General features: G+C 60.7%; 14 protein-coding genes and 1 pseudogene. 12 read left to right on the top strand and 3 right to left on the bottom strand.

Annotated elements, in window-relative coordinates; all coding sequences use genetic code 11:
- The first annotated feature begins 24 nt into the window (after nucleotides 1-24).
- On the top strand, nucleotides 25-1,092 hold the full coding sequence (locus PPGU16_RS30720) for an efflux RND transporter periplasmic adaptor subunit (RefSeq protein WP_243460733.1): 1,068 nt from the start codon (nucleotides 25-27) through the stop codon (nucleotides 1,090-1,092).
- Nucleotides 1,089-4,148, top strand: coding sequence for an efflux RND transporter permease subunit (locus tag PPGU16_RS30715; protein ID WP_180726494.1), 3,060 nt, complete (start codon nucleotides 1,089-1,091; stop codon nucleotides 4,146-4,148). Before PPGU16_RS30720 ends, PPGU16_RS30715 begins: the two co-directional genes overlap by 4 nt.
- A gap of 295 nt (nucleotides 4,149-4,443) precedes the next feature.
- On the opposite strand, the gene PPGU16_RS30710 is transcribed toward PPGU16_RS30715, so the two are convergent.
- On the bottom strand, nucleotides 4,444-4,692 hold the full coding sequence (locus PPGU16_RS30710) for a DUF4148 domain-containing protein (RefSeq protein WP_180726493.1): 249 nt from the start codon (nucleotides 4,690-4,692) through the stop codon (nucleotides 4,444-4,446).
- 376 nt (nucleotides 4,693-5,068) lie between these two features.
- Here PPGU16_RS30710 and PPGU16_RS30705 point away from each other — a divergent pair, with 376 nt between their 5' ends.
- Nucleotides 5,069-5,815 carry a COG4705 family protein gene (locus PPGU16_RS30705; RefSeq protein WP_180726492.1) on the top strand — a complete coding sequence of 249 codons (747 nt, stop codon included), beginning with the start codon at nucleotides 5,069-5,071 and terminating at the stop codon, nucleotides 5,813-5,815.
- 55 nt (nucleotides 5,816-5,870) lie between these two features.
- Nucleotides 5,871-6,302 (top strand): hypothetical protein, encoded by a 432-nt coding sequence (locus tag PPGU16_RS30700; protein WP_180726491.1) that lies wholly within the window; start codon nucleotides 5,871-5,873, stop codon nucleotides 6,300-6,302.
- Between the two features lie 103 nt (nucleotides 6,303-6,405).
- On the opposite strand, the gene PPGU16_RS30695 is transcribed toward PPGU16_RS30700, so the two are convergent.
- Nucleotides 6,406-7,506: an NAD(P)H-dependent flavin oxidoreductase gene (locus tag PPGU16_RS30695; protein WP_180726490.1), complete on the bottom strand. Its 1,101-nt coding sequence runs from the start codon at nucleotides 7,504-7,506 to the stop codon at nucleotides 6,406-6,408.
- Between the two features lie 38 nt (nucleotides 7,507-7,544).
- On the opposite strand from PPGU16_RS30695, the gene PPGU16_RS30690 reads away from it, so the two are divergent.
- On the top strand, nucleotides 7,545-7,724 hold the full coding sequence (locus PPGU16_RS30690) for a hypothetical protein (RefSeq protein WP_180726489.1): 180 nt from the start codon (nucleotides 7,545-7,547) through the stop codon (nucleotides 7,722-7,724).
- A gap of 338 nt (nucleotides 7,725-8,062) precedes the next feature.
- Nucleotides 8,063-9,388, top strand: a complete 1,326-nt coding sequence (locus tag PPGU16_RS30685) for an FAD-dependent oxidoreductase (protein WP_180726488.1) — start codon at nucleotides 8,063-8,065, stop codon at nucleotides 9,386-9,388.
- A gap of 218 nt (nucleotides 9,389-9,606) precedes the next feature.
- On the opposite strand, the gene PPGU16_RS30680 is transcribed toward PPGU16_RS30685, so the two are convergent.
- Complete coding sequence (locus PPGU16_RS30680) at nucleotides 9,607-10,059, bottom strand: Rrf2 family transcriptional regulator (RefSeq protein ID WP_180726487.1); 453 nt, start codon at nucleotides 10,057-10,059, stop codon at nucleotides 9,607-9,609.
- Between the two features lie 373 nt (nucleotides 10,060-10,432).
- On the opposite strand from PPGU16_RS30680, the gene PPGU16_RS30675 reads away from it, so the two are divergent.
- From PPGU16_RS30675 to PPGU16_RS30650, 6 genes and pseudogenes are all read left to right on the top strand, one after another.
- On the top strand, nucleotides 10,433-11,515 hold the full coding sequence (locus PPGU16_RS30675) for an alkene reductase (RefSeq protein WP_180726486.1): 1,083 nt from the start codon (nucleotides 10,433-10,435) through the stop codon (nucleotides 11,513-11,515).
- Between the two features lie 339 nt (nucleotides 11,516-11,854).
- Nucleotides 11,855-12,547 carry a ferredoxin reductase domain-containing protein gene (locus tag PPGU16_RS30670; RefSeq protein WP_180726485.1) on the top strand — a complete coding sequence of 231 codons (693 nt, stop codon included), beginning with the start codon at nucleotides 11,855-11,857 and terminating at the stop codon, nucleotides 12,545-12,547.
- A 503-nt stretch (nucleotides 12,548-13,050) separates the two neighbouring features.
- Nucleotides 13,051-13,791, top strand: coding sequence for a GntR family transcriptional regulator (locus tag PPGU16_RS30665; protein WP_180726484.1), 741 nt, complete (start codon nucleotides 13,051-13,053; stop codon nucleotides 13,789-13,791).
- A gap of 237 nt (nucleotides 13,792-14,028) precedes the next feature.
- Nucleotides 14,029-15,645: a gamma-glutamyltransferase family protein gene (locus PPGU16_RS30660; protein WP_180726483.1), complete on the top strand. Its 1,617-nt coding sequence runs from the start codon at nucleotides 14,029-14,031 to the stop codon at nucleotides 15,643-15,645.
- A gap of 110 nt (nucleotides 15,646-15,755) precedes the next feature.
- Nucleotides 15,756-17,054, top strand: a complete 1,299-nt coding sequence (gene oxlT, locus PPGU16_RS30655) for an oxalate/formate MFS antiporter (RefSeq protein WP_180726482.1) — start codon at nucleotides 15,756-15,758, stop codon at nucleotides 17,052-17,054.
- Between the two features lie 212 nt (nucleotides 17,055-17,266).
- A pseudogene (locus PPGU16_RS30650) lies at nucleotides 17,267-17,422 on the top strand (LysR family transcriptional regulator); the annotation flags it as partial.
- Between the last annotated feature and the right edge of the window lie 220 nt (nucleotides 17,423-17,642).

Raw genomic sequence — 17,642 nt, 5'->3', positions numbered from 1 at the left:
GCCGCAACATCTATCGCAGTTGCCATGATTTTCGTCTGCATGCATGCGAATGCGGACGATGCGCCCGTCACTACGGTTCAGACAGTCACGCCCGCCCGCGGCACGATTGCGCACCCGGTGCATGCATACGGAGTGGTCGCCGCCTCGGGGGCCAATGTAACAACTGTAGATTTGCCCTACGTAGCGCGCATCGAGCAGATGCGCGTGCAGGCCGGTCAGGCCGTCTCGCGCGGCACGCCGCTTTTTGTGGTTCAGGCGGATCCTGCGGCTGTCGTCGCGGCTGCGCAGGCGAAAAGCGCCGCGCAGCTCGCAAAGGATGAACTCGCCCGCACGCAATCGCTCTACGACAAGTCACTCGCAACGCAATCGCAGCTCGCCACCGCCCGCAAAGCCGCGCTCGACGCAACGCAGGCACTGGACGCGCAACTGCAACTCGGCATCGGAGACAGCAGCGGACGCAAGACAATCGTAGCGCCGCGCGATGGTGTCGTCACGCAGGTATCGGCGGCACAGGGCGATCAGGTACAGGCAGGCGCCCCTATCCTCCAGTTGGCGTCGGGAACCCGTGGCGACAATGCGAGGCCAAACGTGACGCTGGGCGTCGAACCCTCTGACGCGGCAGGTATTCATGCCGGCGACGTCATCACCGTCAGCGGCCTGTCGACCGCGCTACAGGCAGCGCATGTGAGCGGCCGCATCACGATGGTCGGCGCGTCTGTCGATTCGCAAAGCCAGCTCGTCAATATCGGCGCCAGCGTGCCATTCGGGCAAAGCGCCTTCATTCCGGGTACGCGTGTAAAGGCCGTCATCGCAACTCATTCGGGCGCGCACTGGATCGTTCCTCGCAGCGCCGTCCTGAGTGACGCACACGGCGACTTCGTATATCAAACGGGCAGTGACAACAGGGCACATCGGGTGAACGTCAAGACTGTCGTCGAAGACGACGATCGCTATGGTGTCGATGGCACTCTCGATGCGACACGCCCGCTTGTCACCGTCGGAAATTATGAGTTGCATGACGGCGCACAGGTCCGGATTGGTGGCACGGGCCAGCCTGACGCACAGAAACCAGGTCAGGGAACAACGCGATGAACTTTGGCCAATGGATGCAGAGGCATCGCCGTTCCTTGCTGTTCGTCGTCGGGTTACTCGCCATCGCGGGCGCGCTCACCGCGTTTCGCATGCCGATTTCCCTATTTCCGAACGTAGCATTCCCGCGCGCGGTGGTTTCGCTGGATGCGGGCGACCGTCCGGCCGAACAGATGACGACGCTCGTCACGATGCCCGTCGAGGAAGCCCTGCGACGCGTGCCGAACGTGCGCGACGTCGAATCGAAAACGAGCCGTGGCGCCGCAGAAATCTCGATCAATTTCGATTGGGGCACGGACATGTCGCAGGCGACGCTCCAGGCGCAATCGGCCATCAGCGAGATTCTTGCGACGCTGCCGCAGGGCACGACCATGCAGGTGCGCCGCATGGATCCTACGGTGTTCCCTGTGCTCGCCTATAGTCTCACCTCGCAGCAGCAGTCTCAAACTGCGTTGCGCGATCTCGCACAATTTCAGTTGCGTCCCCTGCTATCGTCGGTTGAAGGCGTGGCGCGAGTCGACGTGATTGGCGGCGCACAGGACGAGTTTGAAGTCGCCATCGATCCCGCTCGCCTCGCGGCATACAAACTATCCCTCGCCGATGTATCCAAAGCGATCGGCGCGAGCAATGTGCTGATGGCGACGGGTCGTATCGAAGACCACTACAAGCTTTATCTGGTAATCGCGAACTCGACCATCACGCGCATCGCCGAACTGAAGCACGTAGTCGTGTCATCTGCCGGTTCGGCTCAGGTTCTGCTCGGCGACATTGCCACGGTACAGCAGGGCGTTGTGCCTCAGTGGATGCGCGTGACAGCCGACGGCAAGGACGCCGTGCTCGTCAACATCTATCAGCAGCCAGGCGCGAACAGCGTCGCGATGGCGCGCGCAATACGTGCGAAGCTCGCAGACTTTCAGCATAAAATGCTCGCCGGCGTTCGCCTTGCCAACTGGTACGACCAAAGCGAACTGGTGGTCGCATCTGCGTCGAGCGTGCGCGATGCGATCATGATCGGCGTCGTGCTGGCAGCGATCACGCTGTTCGTATTTCTGCGGAACTGGAAGATAACGGCCATCGCAGTCGCGCTGGTGCCCGTTGTCATGGCCGCGACGATCCTGCTGCTCGACGTGTCTGGCATGGGCTTCAACATCATGACGTTAGGCGGCATGGCTGCTGCCGTCGGTCTGGTCATCGACGATGCGATCGTCATGATCGAGCACATCGTCCGACGCATGCGCGAGGCTGGCGCGCAAGGGTTTCATGGTCGCGTGATGGCCGCAGCCCTGGAGTTCACCCGGCCGCTTGCGGGCTCCTCCGCGGCAACGTTGATCATTTTTGTACCGCTCGCGTTTCTTTCCGGCGTGACGGGTGCGTTCTTCAAGGCGCTTTCCGTGACGATGGCGAGCGCGCTACTCATTTCATTCATCATCACATGGCTGGCCGTCCCGATTCTGTGCGATCGATGGCTCAAGGCGAAGGATGCGGAAGAACACAAGGAAACGCGGCTCGCCAACTGGATGACCCGTCGCTACGCGTATCTGATCGAACATGTGACTTCGAAGCCCTTGCTCGTCCTGGTTGGCGTCGTACCGCTCATTGCCGTTGCCGCGTTCGCGTTCACGCAGGTCGGCAGCGGGTTCATGCCAACGATGGATGAAGGCGGGTTCGTACTCGACTATCACACCGCGCCTGGCACGTCGGTTGCCGAGACGGACCGGCTGATGCAGCAGATCGAAGTCATCGTGCAGGCCAATCCGAATGTCTCCACGTATTCGCGTCGCACAGGTGCGGGCCTGGGCGGCGACCTCAACGAACCGAATCGCGGAGATTTTTTCGTGCGCCTCAAGTCCGGCAATCGTGAACCGATCGAGACCGTAATGGAGGAAATACGCTCACAGATCGAGCGCCAGGTCCCCGGCGTAAGCGTCGAGCTCGCCCAGTTGATGGAAGATCTGATCGGCGATCTGACGGCTGTGCCGCAGCCTGTGCAGATCAAGATCTACTCCGACGATCAGGACACGCTCGACAGTACCGCACGCAAGGTCGCGGCGCGTATCGGCAAGATTCCCGGGATTGTCGATGTGAACGATGGTATCAATCCCGCGGGTGATGCGCTGGAACTGCGTATCCGCCCTGACGCGGCGGCAGCCGAAGGAATGGACGTACAGTCCGTTGCGCAGGCCGTTTCCGACATGGTGCAAGGCAGCGTCGCGACACAATTCCAGACGGGACCGAAAACCGTCGGCGTGCGTGTACGTGTCGCCGATGCGCCGAGTCTCACCGATACGCAACTCGGGCAGTTGCTCGTGCGCGCGCCAGACGGTCATCTGTTTCCGGTTGCACGCGTGGCCGACATGGTCAAGGTCACGGGGCAGCCTGAGATCAGCCGCGACAATCTGAAGCGCATGGTAGCGGTGACGGCACGCATCGACGGGCGTGATCTGGGCTCTACTGTCGCGGAAGTTCAGAAAGCACTTGGAGAACCTCAATTGCTGCCTTCGAGCGTCTACTACGAACTGGGCGGTCTGTATCAGCAGCAGCAAATTGCTTTCAAGGGTCTGCTTACTGTGTTCGGCGCGGCCGTCGCACTCGTTTTCGGTCTGCTGCTTTTTCTTTACGAACGCTTCCGGGTCGCGCTCGCGGTGATGGCGATGCCACTGCTGGCAGCGGGCGCTGTATTTATCGGGCTGTGGCTCACGGGGACCGAACTGAACATCTCTGCGATGATGGGCATGACGATGATCATCGGCATCGTGACGGAGGTTGCCATCTTCTACGTGTCGGAGTTACAAGGTCTCGTGCGCGATGACGGCTTGCCTTTCGAGCGCGCGCTTATCGATGCAGGCAGAAACCGTCTGCGCCCCATCGCCATGACGACCATCGCGGCGATCCTTGCACTGCTGCCGCTCGCCTTCGCTTTGGGACAAGGTTCTGCGATGCAACAGCCGCTCGCGATTGCCATCATCTCCGGACTCATCGTGCAGTTCCCGCTTGTGCTGTTGCTGTTGCCCGTTCTGCTGCAGGTTCTGATGAAGCAGCGGTCAGGACAAAACACCTGAAACAGGGATGTGTATGAAGGCGTTCGAATCGCACGCTTAAGAGTCCCCTAAGCGATTGCCCGCTACGCTTGCTTTGTCCTGGCGGTAGACCGTCCACGCAGGTGGTTGAATTGTGGGCATCGACGGTATGTGAATACGTTCGATCGCTTGCCACGACCGCCTTTATGAGGCCCGGCCATCATGCCGGGCCCGCTTTTTATGTGCGACAAGCGCGCGGTTTCGATGCCGCACGTTCTACACCCGAACAGTACGCCGGCGCGCCGGGCATCACCTCAACCGTCCCGCCCGGATTTCATCAGTGATGCGCGAAGAGCCGTCCGTCGCTTCCTTCCTTGATCCGTGATCCCGATTGTGAATAGTTCAAAGGCATCGTCCCGTACTCCTGCGCCGCAGGGAGCGAAGTGTGGGCGCCGTCCTTATTGGCTTGCACGACCTGTGCCTTGACCTCGCTACCGGTCAACCCGTTCGAATCCACTTTCGCATTAGAGATCATGGGTATCGTGAGTGCAGCGACAATCAGTGAAATGGTGAGCGAATGTTTCATTGAGCTTTCCTTGATGAGCAGATAAGTTGCGACGGGTATTTAACCGGTGTGGAAACACGTGGTGGTACCGCAAGTTCAGATTAATTCCGGGCAACTTAAAGATTCCTTATCCGCACACAATCGCATTTGACTTTCAGCGGCCTCTGGCACGTTGCATGAAGACTCGAATACTTTTATGTCTCACTGACCGTATTCCGGTCACACCAAAGGAAATCGCGTGATTGAAAGAAGAATCAGGCATTCTGTAATCCCCTAAGCATTCGATAAGCAATGCGCCCTCATAGTGCAGCCTGAGGTTCTGATCTGCACCTCGATTACCGAGCCGCGTATCGTGAGAAATTGGGGAGAGGGAATGTCACATCGACACGTTGCACCGATGCAAAACAAGGTTCCGGAGGTCACAGTCGCCTTCTGGACAATCAAGATCTTGTCCACCACGGTCGGCGAGACGGGTGCCGACTACCTTGCTGTCCATGTCGGCCTCGGCGCCACGTTGACGATAGCAATCACGCTTTCCATGCTGGCCGCCTCGCTCGCTGCGCAGCTCAGCAAACGAGCCTATGTACCGTGGATCTACTGGCTCACCGTCGTGCTGGTCAGCGTGGTCGGCACGCAACTGACTGACGTGCTCACCGATGGTCTCGGAGTCAGCCTTTACACGAGCACGGCCGTATTCGCAGTACTGCTCTGCGTTATTTTCGGGACCTGGTACTCCAGGGAAAGAACCCTCTCCATTCACACAATCGTCACCCGCAATCGCGAACTCTTTTACTGGACTGCGATTCTTGTCACGTTCGCACTGGGCACGGCGGCTGGAGACCTTGCGACCGAAGCACTAGGGCTCGGTTTCAGTCTCGGTGTCGTCATATTCGGCGTATTGCTCGTCATGATGGGAGTTGCGGCCTACCTCGGCGCCAATCGCGTGCTGATCTTCTGGCTTGCCTACATTCTGACCCGGCCCTTTGGCGCTTCACTCGGCGACCTCCTCTCCCAGGCACGGGAGTATGGCGGACTTGGAATGGGCACGGTCGTCACAAGCATTGCCTTTCTCGCGATCATCGTCGTTCTGGTGTTCCTGCATTCCGCTGCAAGAGTGCGGCAAGGCAGGATCGGCAGTACCTAGTTGCACGCTCCCCTTTTTACCCGTTCACCGTCGTCTTTCAACCAGAGGATCAACAATGAAGCGTGCCGTCGTCAATTCCGCACTCTTGCTTGTCACAGCCACAGCCGTCGCGGCAGGTCACGCATCGGCTGTACATGCGCCGCTATGGGTTGCCGCGCTGTCGCCTATCTCGTCCGCCAATGCCGCCACCGAGGCATCGAAGCTCGGCGATCTTTCGAAGTTCCGCGTAATCGTCGTCGACACCTCGAAGCTCGTCGACGCCAACGACCTCGCGGGCGCAAAAAAGCGGATCAAGGATCTTGAAACGTCGTGGGACGAGGCCGAAGCAGGACTGAAGCCACGCGCCGCCGCCGACTGGCACAAAGTCGACAAGTCAATCGACGACGCGCTCGAAGCCCTTCGCGAAAACTCACCCAGCCAGGCCAAGTGCAAGAAGACACTCGCGGATTTGCTTGCGCTGATGGACCGGATGAGTGGCAAGGTCTGAGGTCAGCGTCAGGCTCCAGCACGACGAACACCGCACGCTGCGCGCCTCATGTTCGGCAGGTACTGGACGAAACGGCGCGCGGTGTACTGTCCACCACAGAACTTCAGCGCGCGAATTCGTCCTGCAAAGATCCGACAGCGTCGACGGTTTCCTGCATGAGCACCGCCACGAGCTCCGCGGCGGGCATCGCTCGTGCCAAACGCACGGCCGCTCCGGCCCATCGGACATCGTAGTCCGAACTGCCATGAGCTTTCGCCGCACCAGCCAGTGCCCTCGCCGCCTCGAAGGCGATCGGAAAATCGGGAATCGGCGGACAGGCCGGATCTTGCCCAAGTCGTGTGAAAGGGCTTTCGATGCCGCGTGCAAGCCTGCCGGAAACCGCCTTGGTGAATGCAGTACGGCTCTCACGGTCGAGCAGCGCAGCCCGATCCGCTGCGCTGGCCGCGGATTCGTCGGTAACGACGAACGCGGTGCCGAGCTGAGCGGCCTGAGCGCCCAACGCAAGCATGGCTGCAATGCCCGCGCCGTCCATGATTCCGCCCGCAGCAATGATCGGCAACGCGTTTTCGCGCGCGAGCAGCCGGACCAACGTTGCCGTCCCTAGCATCTCGTCCGCGGCTGCGGGATCGAATGTACCGCGGTGACCTCCCGCTTCCGCACCCTGAGCAACGATTGCGTCGATATGCGCGTCCGCGATCCGCTCCGCATCCTGGCGATTCGTTGCTGTGGCGAATAGCACGATACCGGCATCGCGCAACGCGGCGATGGCCGTCGGCTCAGGCAGTCCGAAGTGAAAGCTGACCACGGCGGGCCGCTCCTCGAGCAGCATCGTCAGAACGGCATCGTCGTCGCCGAATGTGGAGAGGATGTCGCGCAAGGTCGTCGGCGGTCGCGACTGAAAGCGGGCGAAGTGAGGTTCGAGGTATTCGAGCCAACGCGCTTCACAGGACGGATCGGAAATCGCCCGCCTGTGGCAAAACAGATTGACGTTGAATGGCTTGTCGGTGAGCGCACGCGTCGCGCGGATCACCGCACGAGCGTCCTCCGCATTCATGCCGCCTATGCCGATAGCCCCGAGCGCGCCAGCGTTCGATACGGCCGCGGCCATGGCCGGCGTCGCCCACCCAAGCATCGGCGCCTGAATGACAGGCATCTTGATCTTGAGCGTCGCAAGCAGGTTTCGTGACACCATTGAAGCTTTCATTCGTCTCGCTCCTGACAGGAATTTGCACGACTGAGCTCTTGGCCTATGCACTCATTGTGCAACGATCCGGCTGTGACAGCACGCACGAAAGCGAAGCGATGGACGACGCCGCGAATTTTCAGGCCTGGCACGCCATCGCGTTGATCTTATTTCTGGCTCGCGATTTCAAGCAGGCTCAGCTTGCCATTCATAACTCAGGATACCTTATTGATATTTAATTCGATATGACAATAGGTTCGAATCCGGCACCATGTCTACATGAATCGCGCTATTTCATTCAGGCGAAATCGGACGCGATCACTTTTTGTTCATTCGTCGCGTTTCTCGAGCACGTTGGCCGCCGGGTGACGTGGCCGCACTCGAACGCCGCATTCCCTCACTCGCAACACTGAAAGCAAGCCCCATCGACTCCTTCCCGGCATTCGGAATAAACGCATCTACACGGCTGTTGTGAAGTCATGTCCGCCAATTGCGGACTAGCTGGTCGCAAGGATTTCCGTGATGCGGCTTTCCGCCGAAGTAGTGCCTATCTCCGATTACCGTTGCAGGAGTTGCGATGTCGAAACGTTATTCAGGTGAACGAGCAGTTGTCATTGGCGCAGGAATGGGCGGGCTGCCCGCCACGCAGGTTCTGGCCGACCACTTCAGGGAAGTCGTCGTGCTTGAACGCGATGTCCTTCCCGCTGACGCGACCCCACGGCCCGGCGTTCCACAGGGCAAGCATCCCCATGGCTTGCTTGCCGGTGGCCTCAAGGCGCTGTGCGATCTGTTTCCAGACTTTTCATCCACACTCGCGCAGGCAGGCGCCAACTCGCTCGACTCCGGCCTCGAGGTACGCCATGAGTATCCAGGGCAGGCGCCCTTTCCGGTGCGCAGTCTCGGCGTCGCCACCTTCACGATGACACGCCCGTTGCTGGAGCTTGCCGTGCGCCGTCGCGTGCTGGAACGTGCAAACGTTATCTTCCGCGATGGGTGCCGTGTCGTCGCGATCGACGCTACGCCTGACGGCAGTGCGGTCGCCTCGGTGTCGTACAAGACCCGCGACGGCAAAATGGAAGTATTGCCCGCCGACCTCGTCGTCGATGCATCCGGACGCGGAAAGCCTACGTTGGACTTCCTTGCATCCACCGGCCGTCCGATGCCGGAAGAGACAGTCATTGGCGTGGACTTCGGTTACTCGACAGCGGTCTATACGATTCCGCCCCACGCAACGCCCGCGACAAAGGTCATGATCACCATGCCCAGGGCGCCGGAACAAAGCCGTATGGGCCTCGTGCTGCTGCGCGAAGACGGCAAATGGTTCGCGGCGCTCGGAGGCCGGGGCGCGGACACGCCACCCGCCGACGGCGATGCCTTCACCGCCTACGCCGCAAGCCTGCCGACTTCCAGCGTGTACGACGCGATCAAGGACGCAACGCTGCACGGCGACATCGAACAGTTTGCCTTCCCTGAAAGCCGTCGACGCTACTTCAACGGCGCCGATGATTTTCCTCGCGGACTGATTCCGATTGCCGACTCGGTTTGCCGCTTCAATCCCGTCTACGGGCAGGGCATGAGCGCCGCGGCACAGGAAGCTGTCGTGCTGCGAAACCTGCTTGCGTCGCACGCCTACGATCCCGATCCGCTTGCCTCATTGAGCAGCGAGTTTCTGTCCGCTATCGAATCGATCATCGACAACCCGTGGTCGCTGGCAGCGCTGCCCGATCTGGCCTATCCCGATGCACGCGGCAAACGCCCCGCCGATCTGGAAAAATCGATCGGGCATCACATGGCGATCATCCAGGCGGCGCACCACGACCCTGATATCCATAAACAGTTGATCGAGGTGTTGAATCTGCTGAAGCCGGTCAGCACGCTAAAGGCGCTGGAGGTGATGCAGTAAGTGGTCGGAGAAGCGGTTGAAGGCGATGACATCTGCCGGAGCCATGCTTTGCACCTCGACTGAACTGGCGAAGTTGATTACGTCCCGATCTGCGAGGCCAGCGCGGACGTTGATGCTGTGCGTGGTCGACAAGCAATTACGCCAGGCTCTGTGTGTGTCGCCACGCAGAGCCTGGCGTCTTGCGCTGATGCTCGCATTCACGCTGCGCAACCGGACGTTCAATAACGCGTGCTCGAACGCTGGGATTCAAGAATATCGGCGAGCACGGCTGCGACCGTTTTCGATGCCAGCGTCGTTCTCACGGTTTCGTGAATCGAATCGTAGACGTGGCTCAACGTCGCGCCGATACCCCGCCCGACAGGGCAAGCCTGGCTCGGCTGCGTCGGATGCAATCCGAACTGGCTGCCCTCTTCGAGCGCGTCGAACACATCGAGCAGCGAGATCTTTTCAGCGGGTCTCGCGAGTCGCCACCCCGCATTGATACCGCGATAGCTTTGCACGAGCCCAGCTTTGGACAGGACGCCGAGCGTCCGTCGGATCACAACGGGATTGGTCTTCACGCTCGCGGCGATCCGCTCGGACGTGACGGGGTCATCAGGATGATCGCGTGCGACGAGCGCCATCCAGGCCAGAATGTGGGTTGCCACCGTAAGACGGCTATTGGCGCTCATATCACAACCTGATCATCTATTCAGACATAACTATATTAGTTACATCTGAACCTGTCAAATTGCCTCTGGACCGAATTCGCTCCCCGTTGCCGACAGCGAGCAATAGCACGTCATACTCAATTCCCCTTAAATTCGAGTCTTACCCACGCCAAAAGCGCAGGATCCCGAACAAACTCTGCGATGAGCCCCGCCCACATACAAAGGAACATCGGTCTATTGCGAAATTTGAATCTTGTCGGTACGATTCGACTTGACTACGATGTAACAACATTAGTTACATCATGGTGCATCGTAATACGCGGATATGTGATGACAGTTGCCGGCCAACCGCGCATTACCACCTCTCATTGAATATCCAGACGAGGCTCACGCAATGTCCACACTCTTCGATCCGATCCAGATCGGCGCACTGAAACTGCCGAATCGCATCATCATGGCGCCGCTTACCCGCATGCGGGCATTCGACGACCGCGCACCGGGCACACTCAACGCGCAGCATTACGCGCTGCGCGCGAGCGCTGGGCTGATCATCACTGAAGCCACGTCTGTGACACAGCAGGGCGTTGGCTATCCGAACACACCGGGCATCTGGAGCGAGAAGCAGGTCGAAGGATGGAAGAAAGTCACCTCGGCGGTTCACGCCGAAGGCGGCGTGATTGTGTCGCAACTGTGGCACGTCGGTCGCGTCTCCGACCCGGTCTACCATAACGGGCAAGCGCCCGTCGCTCCAAGCGCAATAGCACCCGAAGGCCACGTGACGCGAATTCGTCCAATGCGCGCCTACTCGGTGCCGCGCGCGTTGGAGACGGATGAGATTCCAGGCATCGTCGAAGATTTCCGGCGTGGCGCAGAGAACGCGAAGCGTGCCGGTTTCGATGGCGTCGAGTTGCACGCGGCCAATGGCTATCTCTTTGATCAGTTCCTTCATGACGGCTCGAACGAACGGACGGATCGCTATGGCGGCTCGATTGAAAACCGCGCCCGCTTCCTTCTCGAGGCCGTCGACGCACTGCTCACCGTGTGGCCCGCCAATCGGGTCGGTGTGCATCTGAACCTCATGTCGAGCTCGTATTCGATGCGCGACTCGAATCCGCGCGCGTTGTTCCGCTATGTCGCCGAGCAACTGAATGCACGCCACATCGCGTTCATCTTTGCGCGCGAGTCGCTGGATCGTGGCGATCAGCGCATCGGGCGTGACGTGCGGCGCGTGTTCAACGGCGCATATATTCTCAATGAAGGGCTAACGAAGGAAAGCGCGGAGCAGGCTATTCAACGCGGAGAAGGCGACGCTGCGGCATTTGGACGTCCCTTTGTCGCCAATCCCGATCTGGTGGAACGATTCCGACGCGGCGCAGCGCTGAATGCCATCAACCCGGAAACGATCTATACGGACGACGAAGCGGGCTATAACGACTACCCGTTGCTTGGTGAAATGGTTGAAGCCGCGGGTGGATAGAAGTCCGCGGAACAAAAGGTTCCTGCTGGAATGCGCAAAGGGGTGGCCCGTCGGCGGGCACCCCCCGATGCGACGAGGTTTGTGCAACACACCCGGCTACAAGTGCATTGAGCAGATTTGATCCTTGGCGATCGTGCATGTACCGCTTTGAAGCAGCAGCATAAACAGAAAGTACGCTCTGAAAATACCAGCCCTGCACTAATCGCTCAAAGCCTTTAACCCCATAGGTTTCGCTGCCCGATTATCAATTTTGCTTCGTTACCACCCGCCTCTCTTTTCCATCTCCGACAAGGTATCGGCTAGAGTGCCATTTGTGATGCACGTCCTATTGGAGGAGATATGCGCAACAACCTGTTTCCCGTCACCGTTAGCCGGAAATGGCAAATTGCCAACGGGTACCATGCCGTTGAACTTCGAACGACGTCAAGGTCGCCGCTTCCGCCGTTTATCGATGGATCGTGTGTCACACTCTGCCTGAATAGCACTGGCGACAAGGAAAGAACGTTTCCCTTACTCGGTGTTTCGTCCCTGTCAGATGGTTACGTGGTTGGCACGAGACAAAATGGTGATGGAAGAACGGACAGTCTCCTATCCCAGTTTCCACTGAATGAGCGAGACGAAGTGTATGTCGGCTCTCCCAAAAGCCCACCAACAATTTTGGACGATCGTGCGCGATCTATCCTGTTTGCTGGCGGAATAGGCGCAGCATCGATCGCAGGCATCGCGAAGCGGCTTGCCTCGGCGGGCCAAAAATTCGAGGTGCACAACTTCGCCCGATCGGCCGACCGCGCAGTGCTTCGAGAAGAACTCGACGCGCTTCGAAGTCACGGTATGGTCTATCACCATTTCGGCCTGTCCGATGATCTATTCGCGCAGAAGAGTTCCCACGCAATGAGTCCCACTCATGCCAACACGCAGATTTACTGCAGCGGCCCGCCTGCTTTCATGGATCTCATCGAGCGCCAGGCCCGCGAATGGGTTTATGCAGCGAACGTTCATAAAATTGCCCTTGGCGACCAGACGGCATGTTGAGCGGGCAGTGCGAAACGCCGCCGCGCTCGAGTTGCAGGTGATCCGGTCGTCACTCAGGTAACGATCCTGTCCTTGCAAGTTGGCGAAAGTGCCGACTGTCTCACGCGAAATCTGGCTCTACCCGTGCGAGTTCTCCGCGGCTAGTGCTGAATGATCTTGCTCAGAAAATCCTTTGTTCGCGGCTGCCGGGTCGTCGGTTGCCAAATAACTCGTCGCGCGTACAGTCCTCGAGAATGCGCCCGACGACATCCATGAAGACGATGCGACTACCGACGTGTGAAGCCAATCCCATTTCATGCGTCACACTCGCGATACGCCGCGCTTTCGAAGTGGCGTTAGCGGATGCATGTCGCGCTATCGAAACGTTCTGCTCATCGCTTGCAGAGGGAGATCTCACTGGCGATGGCTGAACTCGAAAAGGAACGCTTTCTGCATGGATTGAAGCGCGCTCCGGGAGGGGTAGCACTTCGCTGCCGGGTTGATTGTTGGTATTCTCACCCACCATGAACGACCTCAACACTTCCCGATTCGCTAGTCGCCTACCGGCGAGTGCTGCGCCCGCCGGCGCCGTTCGCGGCCTGTCGCGCGCGGACGCCGTGTACCTTCAGCTGCGCGACGACATATTCGAACTGCGCCTGCTTCCCGGCGAACGGCTCACCGAGGGCACGGTCGCGGAACGCTTCGGCGTGTCGCGCACGCCCGCGCGTGAAGCGCTGCAGCGCCTGCAAAGCGATGGACTGATGCAAGGCTACGTACGGGGTGGCTGGGAAGTCGTGCCGATCGACTTCAAGCGCTTCGACGATCTCTACGAAATGCGCGAGCTGATCGAAACATTTGCGGTCCGCAAGCTTTGCGTGGCGCCGCTCGGCGAGGCCGTGCGCCGTCTGCTCGACGAACTTGGCGAGATCTGGAAAGTGCCTGCCGCCGCGCGCGAACGCGACGGCCGCAAGGTTGCGGAACTGGACGAGGCGTTTCACTATGCTCTCGTCGCGGCGACCGGCAACGACGAGCTCGCGGCGGCGCTAGAACGCGTGACGGGCCGCATCCGCGTGGTGCGCTGGCTTGATCTCGTACACGGCGATTGTCTCGACGAGACCTATCAGGAACATGGCGCGATTCTCGACGCCATCCGCACCGGCGACGCCGCCACGGCACTTGCCCGCATCGAGCAGCATATTCGCGGCAGCCAGGCCGAAGTGCGCAAGCTCACACTGCACCGCCTTCAGAGCGCGCGCACTAAATAAGGTCACGGCGGCACCGCCGCAGTACCGCGGGCGCGTAGCCGTGCCGCATTGCACCCCAGTCACCCCCTCACCTTCTTCATTCCGCGTCTGCTGCAAGGCGCCGCCGCGTATGGCTCGCGCCCTGCACGTGAGCTCGTCCAGAAATATCTGGCACGATTCTAGCTTTTGTCGACAAGCACGTATACAAGCAACCCGCGCGCTTCAGCACCACGGAAGCGCACATACGCAGCGAGTCTGATGTTGTCGACAAACCTGAACCCTATTCGTGGCGTACGTGGCATGGCCGTTGCGCCCCACGGGCTCGCATCGCAAAGCGCGCTCGCCGTGCTGCGCGAAGGCGGCAATGCCGTTGAGGCGATGATCTCCGCCGCCGCGACCATCGCAGTTGTCTATCCCCATATGAACAGCATCGGCGGCGATGGCTTCTGGCTGATTTCTATGCCGGGTCACACGCCAGTCGCCATCGAGGCATGCGGCGCGGCGGCCGCCGCGGCGTCGATCGAAGCCTATCGTGAGCGCGGCCTCGACGCGATTCCGTCTCGCGGCGCGCTGGCCGCTAACACGGTTGCAGGTACGGTCTCAGGATGGGAGCGCGCGTATCAATGGTCGCTCGACCAGGGCGGCGGTCGTCTGCCGCTTGCGCGCCTGCTCGACGACGCCATCCACTATGCGCGCCACGGCATGCCAGTGACGCGCAGTCAGTCGCTGTGCACGTCGCAAAAGCGCGGTGAACTCGAACACGTGCCCGGATTCACGGAGACCTTCCTCGACGTCGTCACGCGCGAGACGCCGCTAACGGGCACGCTCTTCAAACAACCGCGTCTGGCGGCCACGCTCGAACAGCTCGCGCGCGCCGGCCTGCGCGACTTCTACGAAGGCGATCTCGCCGCCTCCATCGCAGCCGACCTGCAGGCACTCGGCAGTCCCGTCGCTGCCAGCGACCTCGCCCGCCACCAAGCGCGCTTGCGCACGCCGCTCGCGCTCGCGCATTCCCTGGGCACCGTCTACAACATGCCGCCGCCGACTCAGGGGCTTGTCTCGCTGATGATCGTTGGCCTGCTCGACCGGCTTCTCGAGCGTGGCATGGACCCGCTCGGCGGCGAATATGTGCACGCGTGCGTCGAGGCGACCAAGCTCGCGTTCGCCGTGCGCGACCGTCACATTACCGATCCCGACTACATGAACGTCGATCCGCAGGCGTTTCTCACGCCCGCCGCGCTCGACGAACTCGCCGCGCGCGTCACGCCCGGCGCCGCTGCGCCTTGGGGCAACGGCCTCGGCCCCGCCGACACGGTGTGGATGGGCGTGGTCGACGGCAACGGCCTCGCTGTGAGCTTTATCCAGAGCATCTATCACGAGTTCGGCAGCGGCGTGGTGCTACCGGCCTCAGGCATCACCTGGCAAAACCGTGGCTGCAGTTTCTCGCTCGATGCACGTGCACGCAATCCGCTGACGCCGCTGCGTCGTCCGTTCCACACGCTCAATCCCGCGCTCGCGCGTTTCGACGACGGCCGTGTGATGGTCTACGGAAACATGGGAGGCGACGGTCAACCGCAATCGCAGAGCGCCGTGTTCTCGCGCATCGCGCAGTTCGGCTGGAACCCGCAGGCCGCCATCGATGCGCCGCGTTGGCTTCTCGGGCGCACGTGGGGCGCCGCCACCGACACGCTCAAGCTCGAATCGCGCTTTCCCGCCGCGACATTCGACACGCTGCGTGCGTTCGGTCACGAAGTCGAAGCGCTGGGCGCTTATGACGAAGCAATGGGCCACGCGGGCGCGATCGTGCGTCACGCACATGGCGGCCTCGAAGGGGGCAGCGATCCGCGCAGCGATGGCGCCGTCGCGAGCTGGTAGAGCGCGCGACATTCAATCGTACTCCTTACTAATTCGCATGCGGTGCGGCGGTCCCTCCGGCCGTCACGGGGCGTGCGCGAGTGCTTCACTCTGATCCGGAGAAAAGACGTATGAACACCCTCAACGCAGCCGCAGTGCTGCCGATGCGCGCGTCGGCGCGCCGCCGCTGGACGCAGCTTGCGCTCGGCCTCGTGTGCATGATGTCGATTTCGAGTCCGCAGTACGTCTGGACGCTGATGACCAAGCCGTTGATGACCAAGCTGGACATAGCGCTGCCGGAGTTGCAGGTGACCTTCTCGATTCTGGTGCTGCTGCAGGCGTTCTGCTCACCGTTCCAGGGTGCGTTGATCGACCGCTTCGGCCCTCGCTTGCTGATCTCGATCGGAACACTGCTGGCCGGCGCGAGCTGGATGTTGGCCGCGCACGCGGACAGCACGCTTGCGCTCTACATCACCTATGGCGGCGTGGGCGGGCTCGGGACGGGCATCGTCTATGTAGGCGTGGTCGGGCTGATGGTACGGTGGTTCCCGCATCGACGTGGGTTTGCGGCAGGGGTGGCGGCGGCGGGTTATGGGATGGGCGCAATCGTGACGACGTTTCCCGTTTCGGCGTCGCTGGCCGCGCGTGGCATCGACGGCACGCTTGCGCTTTATGGGCTGATCTTCGCCGTGGTCGGCTTCGCCGCGTCGCAAGGCCTGCGGGTGCCCGTCGAAGAGCCGGCGAGCGCGTTGCAGGAGCACGCCCAGGGCGACACGGTGCGCGACTGGCGTCCCGCCCAGATGCTCCGCGCGCCGCTCTTCTGGCTGATGTTCGCGATGATGACGATGATGGCAACGTCAGGCCTGATGGTGACGTCGCAGATGGCGTCGTTTGCCGCAGACTTCGGCGTGAGCAAGGTGCTCGTGTTCGGCCTGGCGGCGCTGCCGCTCGCGCTTACCATCGACCGCTTCACCAACGGGCTCACGCGACCGCTGTTCGGTTGGGTATCGGACCGATTCGGCCGCGAGCAGACGATGGGCTTCGCCTTTGCACTCGAAGGCATTGCGATGGCGTTGTGGCTGCTCACGCGGGACAACGCGACGTTGTTCGTGTTGCTGTCGGGCCTGGTGTTCTTCGGATGGGGCGAGATCTTCTCGCTGTTTCCATCGACCTTGACCGACACCTTCGGTACGCGCTACGCGACGGCCAACTATGGCTGGCTGTACATCTCGTTCGGTATTGGCTCGATCTTCGGTGGCCCGCTCGCCGCGCTGCTCCATCAGCACACCGGCAGCTGGATTCCCGTGTTTTCAACCGCGATCGTGCTGGACATCGCCACAGCGCTGCTCGCATTGCTGGTTCTCAAGCCCGCGCGGGCGCGCTTTCTGGACGCTGCACGCGCCGGCCAGGCGGGCCGGACCGTGACCTGAGCTGACATCTGCATGGCCGCGGGGCTTCGAGTGGCGTGAATCAGAAGGCTGCCACTTCACAACAGGCCCTGCGCGGGCAGCTCGATATAAAAGAACTACCAGGGGAAGATCTGGCCGTGGCGATCGGTAAAGCGAAGACCCGGCTTGCCTGCGTTGCGCTCCACCATGTCAGCCACCAGCGGGATGCTGTCCGAGATCTCGCGCTCCGCCTCAGGCATCTGATTGCTGAAGGCCGATTGATCAATCTCTTTCCCGATTGGGCGGACGAGCGGTATCCGATGTACGCCTACTATCCATCACGGCATCACGTGCCGGCAAAGACGAGAGCTTTTCTTGACTTCGTTGTCGAGTTGACGAGCAATAACTAGTGCGTTGGCGCAAGCTAGTGCTGCGGCGAGACATTCTTCTCCCCTCGATTTCACGTTCGGGCGTGACGCGACTATGTACCAGTGTGATTATTCAGTCGACGTTGCCACGTGCTCACAACTCGTGAGAGTTGTCTGCCATTCGAATCGAAAGTGCAACCGACAGTTATTGATACGCGCCCGACGAAGATAATCATTCATTTAGCATTTTTAGATTATTTTC

This window comes from Paraburkholderia largidicola (assembly GCF_013426895.1).
GTDB classification, from domain to species: Bacteria; Pseudomonadota; Gammaproteobacteria; order Burkholderiales; family Burkholderiaceae; genus Paraburkholderia; species Paraburkholderia largidicola.
The sequence above is the reverse complement of the archived record's forward strand: the minus strand, read 5'-3'. Positions and strand labels throughout refer to the sequence as shown.